Origin of the sequence: Chitinimonas sp. BJYL2 (assembly GCF_027257935.1) — a bacterium.
Classification (GTDB): domain Bacteria; phylum Pseudomonadota; class Gammaproteobacteria; order Burkholderiales; family Chitinimonadaceae; genus Chitinimonas.
Map to the genome: position 1 here is coordinate 351,390 of NZ_JANZKW010000001.1, position 14,012 is coordinate 365,401.

The window sequence follows — 14,012 nt, forward strand, 5'->3', positions numbered from 1 at the left end:
GCGGGTCCTTATTGCTTATGTTGCGCCATGGCGGCGGTGAAGCGGTCGAACAGATAGGCCACATCGTGCGGGCCGGGGCTGGCTTCGGGGTGACCCTGGAAGCTGAAGGCCGGACGATCGGTCAGCGCAATGCCCTGCACGGTGCCATCGAACAGCGAGCGATGGGTCACGCGCACATTGGCCGGCAGGCTGGCTTCGTCGGCCTGGAAGCCGTGGTTCTGGCTGGTGATCATCACGTGCTTGCTGTCCAGATCCTGCACCGGATGGTTGGCACCGTGGTGGCCGAACTTCATCTTGCTGGTCTTGCCGCCGGCAGCCAGCGCGAGCAACTGGTGGCCCAGACAAATGCCGAACACCGGCAGCTTCTTGTCGAGGAAGACCTTGATCGCGGCGATCGCGTAATCGCAAGGCTCCGGGTCGCCAGGGCCGTTGCTCAGGAACACGCCATCGGGGTTCAGCTTGAGCACGTCCTCGGCCGAGGTCTGCGCCGGCACCACGGTGAGCTTGCAACCGCGTTCGGCCAGCATGCGCAGAATGTTGTGCTTCACGCCGAAGTCGTAGGCCACCACATGGAACTTGGGCTCGCTCAGTGCGCCGTAGCCGCTGCCGAGCTTCCACTCGGTGGTGTTCCAGTCGTAAGCCGTCTTGCAGCTGACCACCTTGGCCAGATCCTGACCGGCCATGCTGCCAAAGCCACGAGCCAGTTCCACTGCCTTGGCCGGGTCGATGTCGCCTGCCATGATGCAACCGGGCTGGGCACCCTTTTCACGCAGGATGCGGGTCAGCTTGCGGGTATCGATATCGGCAATCGCCACCGTGCCGGTGCGAGCCAGATAGGCGTCCAGCGTCTCTTCCATGCGGTAATTCGACGCACGCAGCGGCAGATCACGGATGATCAGGCCGGCGGCGAACACGCCGTTCGATTCGGCATCCTCGGCGTTCACGCCCACATTGCCGATATGCGGATACGTCAACGTGACGATCTGGCGGCAGTACGAAGGATCGGTAAGGATTTCCTGATAGCCGGTCAACGCGGTATTGAAGACGACTTCACCGACGGTATGGCCAGCAGCACCGATGCTGACACCATGAAACAAGGTGCCATCGGCGAGCGCGAGCAGGGCTTGGGGACGTTGTTGGGACACCAGCGACTCCTGAGTGGGTCCGACCATCAATGGGGAAAAACGAAAGCAGGCGTAGCGAGCAGCCCGTAGCGCTTGCGAGAAGCGCAGCCGTACGCACAGTACGGCGAGCACCGCAGGAAGCGATGCGGGTTGCGCAGTAGCCTGACTCGATTTTCCGGGTCTGGACGTAAAGAAACGGGATAGGCGTGCCTATCCCGTTCCCTCTGATGATTCAGTGATTTTCGAGGCGAATTCTAGCCGAAACCGGCCTGCCGGGCAATCCGCGCCGCCTGCCAAATCATGGCAAAACCATGCCTAAAGCAGCGCCTCGATCCGCTTTGCCAGCTCTTCCGGTTTGGTAGTCGGGGCAAAGCGCTCTACAACATTACCCTCGCGGTCCACCAGAAACTTGGTGAAGTTCCATTTGATCGCCTCGCTGCCGAGCAAACCCTTGGCCGACTTCTTCAGGTACTGGTAGAGCGGGTGGGCGTCGCCCCCGTTGACCTCGACCTTGTCGAACATCGGAAAGCTCACCCCATAGTTCTTCTGGCAGAACGCACCGATCTGCTCGGCATCACCCGGCTCCTGGCCACCAAACTGGTTGCACGGGAAGCCCAGCACCACCAGTCCGCGCGGTTCATATTCTGCGAACAGCTTCTGCAAACCCTCGAACTGCGGGGTGAAACCGCATTCGCTCGCGGTATTCACGATCAGCATGACCTTGCCTTTGTAGGCAGCGAGCTGTTCGGGCGCTCCGCCAAGGCGGTTAGCGGAAAAATCATAAAGGGGTGTGGACATGGCAGAACCCTGTGGTTGGCATCGCAGCTCATCATGATAGTCCTGCCGCGCAAGCGCGTGGGATCGTCGATAATGCAGCCATGCCCATCCGCTACGCTACCGGTCTTGCCTATGCACCCCGCGCCACACCGGCACTTGCCGAGCGTGCGGTGGCGCAAGCCTTGCAACGGCTGGATACGGATCGCGCAGCCATGGTGCTGCTGTTCCTGTCCGCCGATTTCGCCCGCGACCCTCGCCCGGCCCTGCGTGCTGCGGCCGGCACAGCCCAGACGCTCTCGGTTGCCGGTTGTACCGCAGCGGGTGTGATGACGGATGAGGACTGGCTACTCGATACACCCGCCGCGTGTGCCATGGTGGCTGATCAGTGGCCCGGCCCGGATGCTGCCGCCGCACGGCTCACCCTGGCCGCACCGGATGCGCTAGACATAGGCTGGCTGGAAGCAGGCGGGCCACGGGTTGGCGGCGTTGCCGGTGATGCCACGGGTCTGGGGCCCTATCAGGTCTGGCGCCAGGGTCAGCTTTCTCCCGATGGCCGCAGTACCCTGCCACTGGCACTGGAAACCCACGGCATCTCGCGCGCCATGCAGCCCGTGGGCGAACCCTGCCATGTCAGCCATATCGATGGCTTTGACCTGCATCGCCTCGATGGCGCCCATGCGGCGCATTGCTTGCGGCAGGCACTCGATCCCTTGCCACCCTTGCACGAACTGGGGCTGGCGACGCTGGATGAGCGCGGCCGGATCATGGCCTGTTGGCCACTGGTATCGATCAACCCGGATGGCAGCGTTACCGTCGCCGCACGCTTGTTCCCCCATCAGCGCGTGATCTGGTTACGACGCAGCGCCGAAGCTGCCGTGGCGGAAATCACCCACCTCGTACGCGCGCCGGCACCGGCCGCCGCGCTGCTGTTTTCATGCGGCAGCCGCGGGCCCGCGCTGCATGCTGGTCAGGACAAGGAGTGGCGCACCATCACCCGCACCTGGCCCGATACGCCGCTGGCGGGCTTTTACGGCAACGGCCAGATTGCCAGTCTGGACGGAAGCAATCGCCTGCTGCACCAGAGCGTGGTACTGGCCCGCTTGGCGAGCTAGGCGGACAATACGTTTTTTGTTTTGCCGTCACGCCATGTTCAACCCCTCCCGCGACCAAGCTCGCCGCTTCCTCTTTGATGCCTGGGCCAAACACCGGCAAACCGCCCCAGTGACCGATCTGGAAAAGATCGCCATCGGCGTGCTGCTGCGTCATCCCGAATACCAGCCCATCGTCGATCAGCCTGATCGCTATCTGGACAAGGACTACCTACCCGAATTCGGTGAGACCAATCCCTTCCTGCACATGAACATGCACCTCGCCATCGAGGAGCAGCTGTCCATCGATCAGCCGCGCGGCGTAAAGGCGCTGTATGCCCAGCTGTGTCAGAAGACAGGCGATGAGCATGTTGCCCAGCATGAAGTCATGGATTGTCTGGCCGAGATGATCTGGCAAGCGCAACGTACCGGCACGGGCCCTGACGGCGCGCTCTATCTGGCCTGCCTGCGTGGCAAGGCAGGGCTTGATGAAAGCGGCGCAGGCTGAGCACGGCGGGTGCATGGACTGGCCGCTTGATCACTTTGCCGGATCACCGTGGCTATTGCCCTTGCGGCCCACATTGCGGCAGCTGGGCTGGCAACACTTCCCGACGACCACCGAGTGGGCGGCATTGCCCGATGAACTCAGGCCACGCACCCGCAGCGGCAAGCCGGTGCGCTTTGTCCTGCCCGACGAAGCGACCATCGCTTACGAAGCACGCATCGCCCGGCACGGGGAAGTCCTCACCCGCCCCGACAACTGGCATGACTTGTTCAACGCTCTGTGCTGGCTTGCCTGGCCGCGCAGCAAGGCGGCGCTCAACGCACTGCATCTGGTCGAACTGGACCAGCAAACCGGCACCTTGCGTAGCCCCGCGCGCGATGCGGCCACCCTGCTGGATGAGTCCGGCGTCGTGCTAGCCGTGGCCGATACCCGCCTGCAGACAGCGCTGCTCGCGCACGACTGGCAAACGCTGTTCGTGACTGGCAGGGCTCAATGGGGGCGCAGCATCCAGGCCATGCCCATCGGCCACGCGCTGATGGAAAAAAGCTTGGCACCCTTTGTGGGCATCGTTGCCAAAGCCGCCCTGATGCCCGTCTCGCCCGACTGGTTTAGCCTGCCACCGGCCCAGCAGATTCATCACGCCGACGTCTGGCTAGCAGCGCAGATCGACCAGCGCCGCTTCAATAAGCCCCGCGATCTGCCGGCGCTACCGGTGCTGGGCATACCGGGCTGGTGGCCACAACAATGCGCCGCCTTCTATGCCGATACCCATCACTTCCGCCCCAAACGCCACGTCGTTCGTCCGGGCTAAACGCATTTCACACCAGCAAGTCGCATTTCATCGCAAGGCGCTCTCTTCCTGCACGGGCTGAGGCTACCTTACGCTCCATCAGCCCGCCACAAGCGGCCCCGCGTTGGAGATTGCCCCCATGTTCAGTCCATTCACTCTGGCCCGTCGCACCCCGGTTACCCCTGCCCAGCAATCCGGCAAGGTCATCCCGCTGCGCCAACCCCAGCCCGCCAAACCAGAGCGCGAGCCCGCCGTCCGCATCGCGTAGACTGAGCGCATGACGCAACTCGTGCTCGCCCCCCCGCCCATCGGCCAAGTACGCCGGGCGCTCTGGCGCAATCTGCTGGTCACCCTCGCCATCAATACGCTGGCGGGGATTTTCTTTGCATTGTTCAGTGATTCGCCGCTGTGGCGGCTGATGCTGACCTCACACGTGATCGGCTTGACGGTGTTTGTCGCCGTCACCTTCATCTTCAATGTGGTCAAACCCTCGCCGCAGCGCGAGCCACTGTATTTCTTTGCTGCTGTCGCGCTCGCCGGCCTGATCGGCCTTGCATTCAACTGGTTGATCCGCTTCCGGCTTGATGAACTTCTTGCCATGGTGCGGCAGTACCCCTCGTATTTGCTGATCAGCCTGGTGGCATTGATGCTCGCGGCGGCCGTGGTAGCCAGCATTCTCTGGAGTCGCGAGAAAGCCAGCCGCCTGGAAGCGGCCTTCCACCTTGAGCAGGCCCGCAACGGCGAACAGGACCGCCAGCTGGTCCAGGCACAACTGCGGATGCTGCAGGCGCAGATCGAGCCGCATTTCCTGTTCAACACACTCGCCAGCGTCCAAAGCCTGATCGACGTCTCACCGGGTACGGCCAAACAGATGCTGGGACTCTTCAATGACTACCTGCGCGCCTCGCTCACCCGCACACGCCACGCAGAAGGCACGGTAGGGCAGGAGATCGAGCTGCTGGAGGCCTATCTGGGCATCCTGCAGATCCGCATGGCGGATCGGCTGCGTTTCGAGATTGACTGCCCAGCGGTCTTGCGCGACACGCCGCTGCCGCCGATGCTGATTCAGCCACTGGTCGAAAACGCGATTCGCCATGGGCTGGAACCCAAGGTCGAGGGCGGGCTTGTCAGGATTGCACTCGCAACGACTGGCGAGGCACTGCACATTACGGTGACCGACACCGGTCTGGGTCTGAGCCGCGCCGAAACCGGTCAGGGCCTGGGGCTAGCCAATGTACGCGCACGACTGGCCACGCTGTATGGCGAACAGGCACAGCTGATGCTGCAAGCCAACCCGGCCGGCGGCGTCACCGCCACGATGACCTTGCCGTTGCAACACGATTGAGCACCACACTCATGCACGCCCCTACCGCCCTGATCGCCGACGACGAGCCCCTGCTGGCCGACTACCTGAAAACCAAGCTGGGCATGTTCTGGCCTGAGCTGGACATCGTGGCCGTGGCACGTAACGGCCTGGAAGCCGCCAGCGCCCTGCGGGAGCATGAGCCGGATGTCGCGTTTCTGGATATCAAGATGCCGGGGCTGAGCGGCCTGGATGTCGCCAAGGGCGCCGACGGCTGTCACTGCGTCTTTGTCACTGCCTTTGACCAGTATGCCGTCGAGGCTTTTGAGCGCGATGCGATCGACTACCTGCTGAAACCCTATAGCGACGAACGCCTGCAGCGCACCATCAGCAAGCTGCGCGACAAACTGGCCACACCCAGCCGGTCCGATCTCAATGGTAATCTGCTCGATAGCCTGCGTGCCGCACTGGGTGGCAATGGCGCCGGCCAGCGGCTGACATGGATACGCGCTGGCCACGGCAGCGAAGTGAAGCTGATTGCGGTGGACGAGGTGTGTTACTTCCACGCGGCCGACAAGTACACGACCGTGATGACACGCGACGGCGAATACCTGATCCGCACCTCGCTCAAGGAACTGACCGAACAGCTCGACCCCGACCAGTTCTGGCAGGTTCACCGCGCCACGCTGGTCAATGTGCGCGAAATCGCCGAGGCCAGCCGCGACTTTGCCGGCAAGGTGATGCTGCGACTGAAATCACGGCCCGAGAAGGTCGCCGTCAGCCGCGCCTACGCCCACCTTTTCAAGCAGATGTAGGGCAGGCGTAAATCAGCTTGATTGCCGCAAGGCCGCCAGCTGCGCATCTTTGGCTTGCCACAGCTCGTGCACCCAAGCCTGCATGCGTGCACGGAATTCGGCGTCGCCGCCGTAATCGCCGCTGATCAGGTCGCGCGGGATAGGCAGCTCGCGCACCAGCACGGTGATCTGGCCGACACGGCCGGCGAGGAAATCCCAGAACGTGGGGATGCCTTCGGGATAGTGGATGGTGACATCGAGCAGCGACTGGAACTTCTCACCCATCGCATTCATCGCCAGCGCAATGCCGCCGGCCTTGGGCTTGAGCAGATATTGATACGGCGACTGCTGCTGATCGTGCTTGACTTGGGTAAAGCGTGTGCCCTCCAGGAAGTTGATGACCGAGGTCGGCACCAGTGAAAACTTCTCGCAGGCGCGCCGCGTGGTTTCCTGATCCTGACCGCGCTTTTCAGGGTGCTTCTTGAGGTAAGCCTCGCCATGCCGCTTCATGAACGGAAAATCCAGTGCCCACCAGACCAGGCCGATGATGGGCACGAAGATCAGTTGCTGCTTGAGGAAGAACTTGAGAAACGGCACCCGGCCCTTGAGCGTTTTCTGCAGAACAAAAATATCGACCCAGCTCTGATGATTGGACACCACCAGATACCAGCCGCGCGGATTCAGCTTGTCCAGACCTTCCACGCGCCACTTGATGTTGCGTGCCAGCGCGATCCACACGCTGTTGTTGTAGACCCAGCCCTGCGCAATCGTGTTGAGCAGCGCATCCAGCGGCCTGCGTACTGCATTGATCGGCAGCAGAAACTTGAAGATCGCCAACAGCAGGATGGCCGCGCCGTAGACCAGCACATTGAGCGCCAACAGCAGCGAGGAGATCAGCCCGCGCACGCGGGTGGGAAGAAAACTCAGCATGAAAAATCCGCCATCCGGAAGGATGTTTGCAGTGTAGACAGGGCGGCGAAATACGCCGCGTCAGCTTTCCTGATGCGCCCGCATCAGCTTGATGTAATGGCGGGCCGAATAGGCGAAGTGTTCCAGTTCGCCCTCTGTGAGCGCACGCACCTCTTTGGCGGGGCGACCTACATACAGATAGCCCGATTTGAGCACCTTGCCCGGTGGCACCAAGGAGCCGGCACCCACCATCACGCGCGGCTCGATCACAGCGCGGTCGAGCACGATGGTGCCGATGCCGATCAGGCACTCATCGCCAATGGTGCAGCCATGCAGCGTGACCTGGTGGCCAATGGTGACGCGCTCGCCGATGATGAGCGGCGCGCCCTCGGGGTCTTCCGGGCGCTTATGTGTCACGTGCAGGCAAGCCAGGTCCTGGATATTGCTGTCGGTGCCGATGCGTACATGATTCACATCGCCGCGAATCACCGCACCGGGCCAGATCGACACGTTGTCACCCAGCACCACATCACCCACAACCACCGCCGAATCATCGACATACGCCGATGCCGGCACGGTGGGCGAAACGCCCTTGAATGCACGCAAAGCCATAGCATCCTCTCCAATCGTCCAAGGTCGCGGAGTATAACGGAGCCGACTACACCCTGCCTTGAGCCCGCACAAACGGCAGGCAAAACGAGACTTGCATAAGCCTGCGACAACCCCATCTTCTTCACTTGCTACCCGACACCCAGGATTCGCCGCATATCATGACCAATCCCCTGCTCGACCTATCCGGCCTGCCCCGCTTCGCCGAGATCCAGCCCGACCATGTCGCCCCCGCGATCGACACCCTGCTCGATGAAGCCCGCGCGGCGGTTCGCCACGCCGAGCAACTGGACCCAGTGAGCTGGGAAACCTTCATCAACCCGCTCGACGATGCCATCGAAAAGCTCAGCCGCGCCTGGGGCGCGGTGGGCCACTTGCATGCCGTGATCAACACGCCGGCACTGCGCGAGGCTTACAACGCGCGCCTCAGCGCCGTGAGCGAGTTTTACGCCAGCCTCGGCCAGAACCTCGCGCTGTTCCGCCAATACAAACGCCTTGCCGACAGCGCCGAGTACGCCAGTTACAGCCCCACGCGCAAGAAGGTGATCGCCAACGCGCTGCGTGATTTCCGTCTCGGCGGCGCCGAGCTCGACGACGCCGCCAAGCAGCGTTTCAGTGCCATCAAGGCCGAACTGGCCACGCTGGCCGCGCGCTTCGAGCAGAACCTGCTGGATGCAACCGATGCCTACAGCCTGGATGTGACCGATGAAGCCACGCTGGCCGGTCTGCCCGATTACACGCTGGCCGCCTGCCGCGCAGCGGCCGAGAAAGCCGGTATCGCCGGCTACCGCTTCAGCCTGCAGATGCCGATCTACCTGGCCGTTCAGACCTACGCGGACAATCGCAACCTGCGTGCACAGCTCTACCGGGCCTACCACACCCGCGCTGCCGAGTTCGGCCCGGCTGATTGGGACAACACCGGCCTGATCGAAAAGATTCTGGCACTGCGCGCCGAGATGGCGCAGCTCCTGGGGTTTGCCAGCTACGCTGCCTACTCGGTGGAAGCCAAGATGGCTGACTCGCCCGAGACCGTACTCGGCTTCCTGCGAGATCTGGCCAGCCGCGCGCTGCCGCACGCCCGCAAGGATCGCAGCGCACTCGAAGCGTTTGCGCGCGACGAGCTAGGCATTGTCGATCTGCAAGCCTGGGATCTGGCCTACGCGAGCGAAAAACTCAAGCAGGCGCGCTACAGTTTCTCCGAACAGGAAGTGAAGCAGTACTTCACCGAGCCCAAGGTGCTGGCTGGCCTGTTCGGCGTGATCGAGTCGCTATACGGCCTGCGCGCAGAGCCCGATCAGGCCCCGGTCTGGCATCCCGATGTCCGTTTCTACAAACTGGTGGATGCGCAGAACCAGCTCGTCGGCCAGTTCTATCTCGATCTATACGCCCGCGAAGGCAAGCGTGGCGGTGCCTGGATGGACGACGCACGTAACCGCCGCGTCCGCCCGCAGGGCACGCAAACGCCGGTGACTTACCTAACCTGCAACTTCGGCGCCGGCATGGGCGGCAAACCCGCCACCTTCAGTCACGATGAAGTGATTACCCTGTTCCACGAAATGGGTCACGGCCTGCACCTGCTGCTGACACAGGTCGATGAGTACGATGTGGCCGGCCTCAATGGTGTGGAATGGGATGCCGTGGAGCTGCCCAGCCAGTTCATGGAGAACTTCTGCTGGGAGTGGGATCGCGTTCAGGCCATGACGGCGCATGTGGATAGCGGCGAGCCCCTGCCGCGCGCACTATGGGACAAGATGCTGGCCGCCAAGCATTACCAGGCCGGCATGGGCACGGTGCGTCAGCTTGAGTTCGGCCTGTTCGACATGATCCTGCATCACCAGCGCCCCGAGGGCGTGAGCGTGCTGAACGTGCTGGAACAGATACGCGATGAGGTGGCCGTGAACCGCCCCCCCGAATGGAACCGCTTCCCCAATCTGTTCAGCCATATCTTTGCCGGCGGTTATGCGGCTGGCTACTACAGCTACAAATGGGCGGAGGTGCTCAGTGCCGATGCCTATGCGGCGTTTGAGGAAGCGCCGGAAGCCGCCGCCGAAACAGGTCGCCGTTTCTGGCGCGAGGTGCTGGCGCGTGGTGGCAGCCGCCCGGCCATGGAGAACTTCCGCGCTTTCCGTGGCCGCGAGCCCCGTATCGACGCGCTGCTCCGACATAGCGGCATGGCGGGCTGATCGGCCCGCCTCGGTTTACCCTGTATCGACAACAAAAAACCCGGCTTTCGCCGGGTTTTTTGTTGCTGCATATCGCGGTGAAGCGCCAATCAGAAGCTGGCCTGCACGCCCACCGACAAAGCATCACGCTTGTCTTCGCTGGCACCGAATACATGGTTGTACACGGCGTAGGCGCTGAACGACTTGCCCAGCGAGGTACGTGCACCCACGTTGACCACGCCATAGCTGTCGTCCGGCGTGAACACATCGGTCTTGAAGCTAGGCACGGCAGCAAACTGCGCGGCTTCGACGCGGCGGTTCTTGTCCTTGCTTTCGCTGTAGTACATGGCCGAACCGAAGGGCTGGAACATGCCCATATCTGCCTCGACCTTGACACCGGCACCACCGAGCAGGGAAGTCACGCGCTGCTTGCCGTAACGCATGGACGAGCTGCAGCTGCTGGCGTAGCTGCTATCGCTACAGGTTTCCAGATAGCCGCCCACCTTGTTCTCGCGGAACGCGACGCTCAGGGTAGGCGATACGCTGATCTTGCCCAGCGAGATCAGGTAGCTACCCGCCAGACGCAGACCGGCAATCGTGCCGCTGGTGTCACCTTGTTCGGTACGGGCCAGCGAGCCGAGCTGCACCTTGCGCTTGATGTCATTGAAGCGGGTCGAACCGAAATACGCGGCGGTTTCCAGGCTGAACGCGCCATGCGTGGTGTTGCCGAAGGCGCTGAGTACCTGGTTGGTGGATTCGAAGCCACCCATATTGTCGGCGAACTCGGTTTCGTTCTTGACGTGGGTGAAAGCCGCACCGGCCGACATATTGCCGAAGACCTGGTAGTCCAGACCCACGGTGACAGCCGTGTTCTTGCCATCGCTGCGCAGCGCATCAGCGCTGCCATCCAGATCATTACCGAGACGGCTGACGTGAGCGATGGTGCTCACGGCGCCCACCGAACGCTTGGCCATCGAGCGGGCATCGAGCGCACCCAGGGCGGCATCGCCGGCGACAGCCTGGCCATTGACCAGTTGTGCGGCGAAGTACGGTGCATTGAGCAGCGACATCATGTACTGACCGACCATCTTGTGTGCCTGCGGCGTGGGATGGAAGTCGTCCGAATAGAAGAAGGTCTTGCTCGAATCCGCAGCGGCGCTGGTACAGAAGTTGGCACCGACGCCGGTCGGGCAGGCATAACCCGTGACATTACCCACGCCAAACGCGGTGGGATTGGCCACGACTTCCTTCATGAGGCGATTGACGTCGGCGTACACGATCTCGCCGCCGAGCTTGCCCAGGCCGTAGTTGAGCGCGGGGTGATACACCGAATCGATCAGCGACGTAGCGGTGGAAGCCACGGTGTTGAACTGGGTCACCAGATTGCCGGCGCCCGCCACCAGACCCGCCTGGTACGACTGGGTCAGCGCGCCCGTGATGCCAGCGACCTGGGCGGGGCTCAGGTTGATGCCTTGCTGAGCCAGTGCGCCTTGCAGGGTTTGTGCAAACGCAGCAGCAGCAGCGGGGGCCAGCTTGCCACCGTAGCTGGCCAGGGCGGCTTGGGCAGCTTCCAGATAGGCCGGGTTGGTGGCGCTGATGCCTGCGGTGCTGGCATTGAGCTTGGCACGCGCGGCAGCCTGCGCGGCGCCGATATCGGCGACACCGATTGCAGCACCCGTGGCGGCCGATACATTGGTGCTCAGGGCGGCGACCAGCGCGGCGTTACCCGAGAGGTCAGGCAGGCCGATGCCGGCAGCAGCCAGACCCTTGAGCGACTGCACAACCGAGGCGCTGGCGCCCAGGTTAGCCGCGAGCGAAGCCGGGGCTAGGCCCAGCACGGTGTTGAAAATCTGCGGCACTTTGCCGATGTCCGGGGAATTGGACACGATGATGCGCTTGGCACCCTTGGACTGGAGCGCACCCACTTGCGTGACGATCTTGGAGACAGCATCCGTAGCAATGGCCTGGGCACCGGCGGAGTTACCGGTTGCCAGCGCGCTCTTGAGTGCGTCGGCCATGTCGTTACCACCCACGGTCACCACGTACAGCGCATTCGGATCAGCCTTGCCGCCCACATCACCCAGGAAGGTAGTGACTTGGCTGGTCAGCGAACGGAAATCCGAACCGGTGGCGCGGCCGCCGCCCGGTGCGTAGTTGTTGCCGCCAGCTGCGGCGGGCTTGCGTGCGGTGGATTTGAGACCGAACTGCTTGGCCAGATAGTCCACATACAAGTCTGACTTGGCGCCATCAATCGTCCAGCGGTTGCCTTCCGGGAAGGTCACGCCAGGGGCGGCGGGCATGCCGCTGTAGTAGCCAACGTCGGAGAGGCTGTCGCCGAACACATAGATGTTGGTGTAGTGGCCGGCGGCGTGGGCGGCCGGTGCAAAGGCAGCGCCTACCAGGGCGGTTGTCACGATGCTGCGGGCAAGGGGGAATCGCTTCATGGGGAATCTCTCTCCGGAGGGGTCGGTTTTTTCGTGGTGCGGGCGGCATGCCATCGGGCTGGAAGGCGCGTTGAATCTGGCTTTCAGGCCGGGCTTGCGGGCAAAGTAACCGACGTCACTATATGCCAGATCAGAGTTTATGCACTAGGCAACTACGGCCTGATGGGCATACCGTCATTTGCTGATGTAACAGCCGAGGAAGCTGACATTCTCCACGAGAACCAGCATCCATGCGGGTCTGCGGCCCGAGAACGAATCGAGCGCTTGCCCGGCGCCAAGCAAGCGACTGATTTATTGCGTTGCAATCGTCCAACATATCGCGGCGACCTAAGCCACAGTTGGCGCTAAAAGCGCTTTGGCATCAAGGTTGTCCGGCGTCGCTGCGCGACACAGGCGGCGCTCGCGAGAGACGCCGCCTGGGCGGGTAGTGCCGTTTCTCAGGGGTTTGATGCCGCCGGTGCCTTGGGTGGGGCGGGCGGGGCGGGTGGTTTGGGTAGCCGTGTCATCAGGTCGTGCACCTTGAAGCCTGCTGGCGGTTTGAAGAGGTTCGCATCCGGCTCGCTGCGCTTGATCTTGCTGAGCCGGTAGCTGGTTTCGCCGTAGCGCGGATCGCGGGTACTGGTGGCCAACACGACCTTGAGATCCGGTGCGTACCAGCGCTCACTCACAATCTGGATCGGCTTCTCGTTACCCACCTTGCCGGCGGCGATCACGCGGACGGTCTGGCTGCCTTCGGCCTTGATACCGTCGATTTCCTTGCTGCCCAAAGACTTGACCTCGCGATCCGCCGGCGCCTCGCCGCCGGACTCAATCCGCGTTTCCTGTCCCTTGGCATCGCGGATGACCACCACATTGCGGTGCACCCGCACTTCCTTGCCACCCGCCTTGGTCTCCACATCATGGCTCACCATCGGCACACCCGGCGCGGCCGGGAAGACCAGCTTGGTGGCCGTCTTGCTGGCGGGATTCAAGGTGTAATGGGTTTTGCTGGCCGGGTCGAAAATGAACACGGTACGGGCCTGGCCGTCCTCACCCAGCATCTCGAAACGTTTGCGTCCCTGTGCGTCCCGGTAAAGGCGCGTGCTGACCTTGCGGACAATGCGGTTGCCATCGCCCAGTGTCTGCACCTTTTCACTGACAGCCTCGGCACTGAAGGGCTGCCCGCTGACCTGCTGACCGCCGGGGCCGAACTCCCTGTCCACAAAGACGGCCGTATCCGGGTCTTCCATGGGCATGCCGTCATGCCCTGCATGCAGGCGGATCATCTCGGGCATGGGTGGGAGCGGTGGCAAAGGTGGCAGTGGCGGAACCGGCGGGTGTCCGGGTAGCGGGTTGCCGTCTTCACCTACCCGGGTGATGACGATGCGCTTCTCTACAGTGGTTTTGGGTTTGGTGCCGGGATCACCGGCAAGAACGAGCGGGCTGGTGTTGTCCTCCGCTTGCACCCCGAGAGGCAGGCACAGCAGCATCGCAAGACTCAGCGGCTTGAGCACATTAGGCATGGTCA

The 14,012-nt window shown here is 62.8% G+C and carries 13 protein-coding genes; 7 read left to right on the top strand and 6 right to left on the bottom strand.

Annotation, left to right across the window (positions count from 1 at the left end; genetic code table 11):
- Positions 1 to 8: 8 nt before the first annotated feature.
- Positions 9 to 1,145: a glutamine-hydrolyzing carbamoyl-phosphate synthase small subunit gene (carA, locus tag O9X62_RS01665; RefSeq protein WP_269531038.1), complete on the bottom strand. Its 1,137-nt coding sequence runs from the start codon at positions 1,143 to 1,145 to the stop codon at positions 9 to 11.
- Between the two features lie 294 nt (positions 1,146 to 1,439).
- The gene (locus O9X62_RS01670; RefSeq protein ID WP_269531039.1) at positions 1,440 to 1,922 is read right to left on the bottom strand and encodes a glutathione peroxidase; all 483 of its coding nucleotides are present in this window, start codon (positions 1,920 to 1,922) and stop codon (positions 1,440 to 1,442) included.
- A gap of 80 nt (positions 1,923 to 2,002) precedes the next feature.
- Here O9X62_RS01670 and O9X62_RS01675 point away from each other — a divergent pair, with 80 nt between their 5' ends.
- The 6 genes from O9X62_RS01675 (at position 2,003) to O9X62_RS01700 (ending at position 6,402) form a co-directional block, all read left to right on the top strand.
- Complete coding sequence (locus O9X62_RS01675; RefSeq protein ID WP_269531040.1) at positions 2,003 to 3,013, top strand: FIST C-terminal domain-containing protein; 1,011 nt, start codon at positions 2,003 to 2,005, stop codon at positions 3,011 to 3,013.
- A 34-nt stretch (positions 3,014 to 3,047) separates the two neighbouring features.
- On the top strand, positions 3,048 to 3,497 hold the full coding sequence (locus O9X62_RS01680; protein WP_269531041.1) for a DUF1841 family protein: 450 nt from the start codon (positions 3,048 to 3,050) through the stop codon (positions 3,495 to 3,497).
- A gap of 13 nt (positions 3,498 to 3,510) precedes the next feature.
- Positions 3,511 to 4,305 carry a DUF3025 domain-containing protein gene (locus O9X62_RS01685; RefSeq protein WP_269531042.1) on the top strand — a complete coding sequence of 265 codons (795 nt, stop codon included), beginning with the start codon at positions 3,511 to 3,513 and terminating at the stop codon, positions 4,303 to 4,305.
- Positions 4,306 to 4,423: 118 nt separating this feature from the next.
- The gene (locus O9X62_RS01690; protein ID WP_269531043.1) at positions 4,424 to 4,552 is read left to right on the top strand and encodes a hypothetical protein; all 129 of its coding nucleotides are present in this window, start codon (positions 4,424 to 4,426) and stop codon (positions 4,550 to 4,552) included.
- Between the two features lie 9 nt (positions 4,553 to 4,561).
- Entirely contained in the window at positions 4,562 to 5,629 is a 1,068-nt protein-coding gene (locus O9X62_RS01695) for a sensor histidine kinase (protein WP_269531044.1), read from the top strand.
- A gap of 11 nt (positions 5,630 to 5,640) precedes the next feature.
- On the top strand, positions 5,641 to 6,402 hold the full coding sequence (locus O9X62_RS01700) for a LytTR family DNA-binding domain-containing protein (protein WP_269531045.1): 762 nt from the start codon (positions 5,641 to 5,643) through the stop codon (positions 6,400 to 6,402).
- A gap of 12 nt (positions 6,403 to 6,414) precedes the next feature.
- Here the strand turns inward: O9X62_RS01700 and O9X62_RS01705 are convergent, their stop codons facing one another.
- Positions 6,415 to 7,311, bottom strand: a complete 897-nt coding sequence (locus O9X62_RS01705; RefSeq protein WP_269531046.1) for an acyltransferase — start codon at positions 7,309 to 7,311, stop codon at positions 6,415 to 6,417.
- A gap of 60 nt (positions 7,312 to 7,371) precedes the next feature.
- Entirely contained in the window at positions 7,372 to 7,902 is a 531-nt protein-coding gene (locus O9X62_RS01710) for a gamma carbonic anhydrase family protein (RefSeq protein ID WP_269531047.1), read from the bottom strand.
- A 158-nt stretch (positions 7,903 to 8,060) separates the two neighbouring features.
- Here O9X62_RS01710 and O9X62_RS01715 point away from each other — a divergent pair, with 158 nt between their 5' ends.
- A complete protein-coding gene (locus tag O9X62_RS01715; RefSeq protein ID WP_269531048.1) occupies positions 8,061 to 10,082 on the top strand; it encodes a M3 family metallopeptidase in 2,022 nt (673 codons plus the stop codon).
- Positions 10,083 to 10,171: 89 nt separating this feature from the next.
- Here O9X62_RS01715 and O9X62_RS01720 read toward each other — a convergent pair whose 3' ends face one another.
- Entirely contained in the window at positions 10,172 to 12,505 is a 2,334-nt protein-coding gene (locus tag O9X62_RS01720; RefSeq protein ID WP_269531049.1) for an autotransporter domain-containing protein, read from the bottom strand.
- A 437-nt stretch (positions 12,506 to 12,942) separates the two neighbouring features.
- Positions 12,943 to 14,007 carry a hypothetical protein gene (locus tag O9X62_RS01725; RefSeq protein ID WP_269531050.1) on the bottom strand — a complete coding sequence of 355 codons (1,065 nt, stop codon included), beginning with the start codon at positions 14,005 to 14,007 and terminating at the stop codon, positions 12,943 to 12,945.
- Positions 14,008 to 14,012 lie beyond the last annotated feature (5 nt).

Bases quoted from the DNA above. Each gene is read 5' to 3' on its own strand.
- O9X62_RS01670 (WP_269531039.1), bottom strand. From the start codon at position 1,922: ATGTCCACACCCCTTTATGATTTTTCCGCTAACCGCCTTGGCGGAGCG.
- O9X62_RS01715 (WP_269531048.1), top strand. From the start codon at position 8,061: ATGACCAATCCCCTGCTCGACCTATCCGGCCTGCCCCGCTTCGCCGAG.
- O9X62_RS01700 (WP_269531045.1), top strand. From the start codon at position 5,641: ATGCACGCCCCTACCGCCCTGATCGCCGACGACGAGCCCCTGCTGGCC.
- O9X62_RS01705 (WP_269531046.1), bottom strand. From the start codon at position 7,311: ATGCTGAGTTTTCTTCCCACCCGCGTGCGCGGGCTGATCTCCTCGCTG.
- O9X62_RS01725 (WP_269531050.1), bottom strand. From the start codon at position 14,007: ATGCCTAATGTGCTCAAGCCGCTGAGTCTTGCGATGCTGCTGTGCCTG.
- O9X62_RS01690 (WP_269531043.1), top strand. From the start codon at position 4,424: ATGTTCAGTCCATTCACTCTGGCCCGTCGCACCCCGGTTACCCCTGCC.
- O9X62_RS01680 (WP_269531041.1), top strand. From the start codon at position 3,048: ATGTTCAACCCCTCCCGCGACCAAGCTCGCCGCTTCCTCTTTGATGCC.
- O9X62_RS01695 (WP_269531044.1), top strand. From the start codon at position 4,562: ATGACGCAACTCGTGCTCGCCCCCCCGCCCATCGGCCAAGTACGCCGG.
- O9X62_RS01720 (WP_269531049.1), bottom strand. From the start codon at position 12,505: ATGAAGCGATTCCCCCTTGCCCGCAGCATCGTGACAACCGCCCTGGTA.
- O9X62_RS01685 (WP_269531042.1), top strand. From the start codon at position 3,511: ATGGACTGGCCGCTTGATCACTTTGCCGGATCACCGTGGCTATTGCCC.
- O9X62_RS01675 (WP_269531040.1), top strand. From the start codon at position 2,003: ATGCCCATCCGCTACGCTACCGGTCTTGCCTATGCACCCCGCGCCACA.
- O9X62_RS01710 (WP_269531047.1), bottom strand. From the start codon at position 7,902: ATGGCTTTGCGTGCATTCAAGGGCGTTTCGCCCACCGTGCCGGCATCG.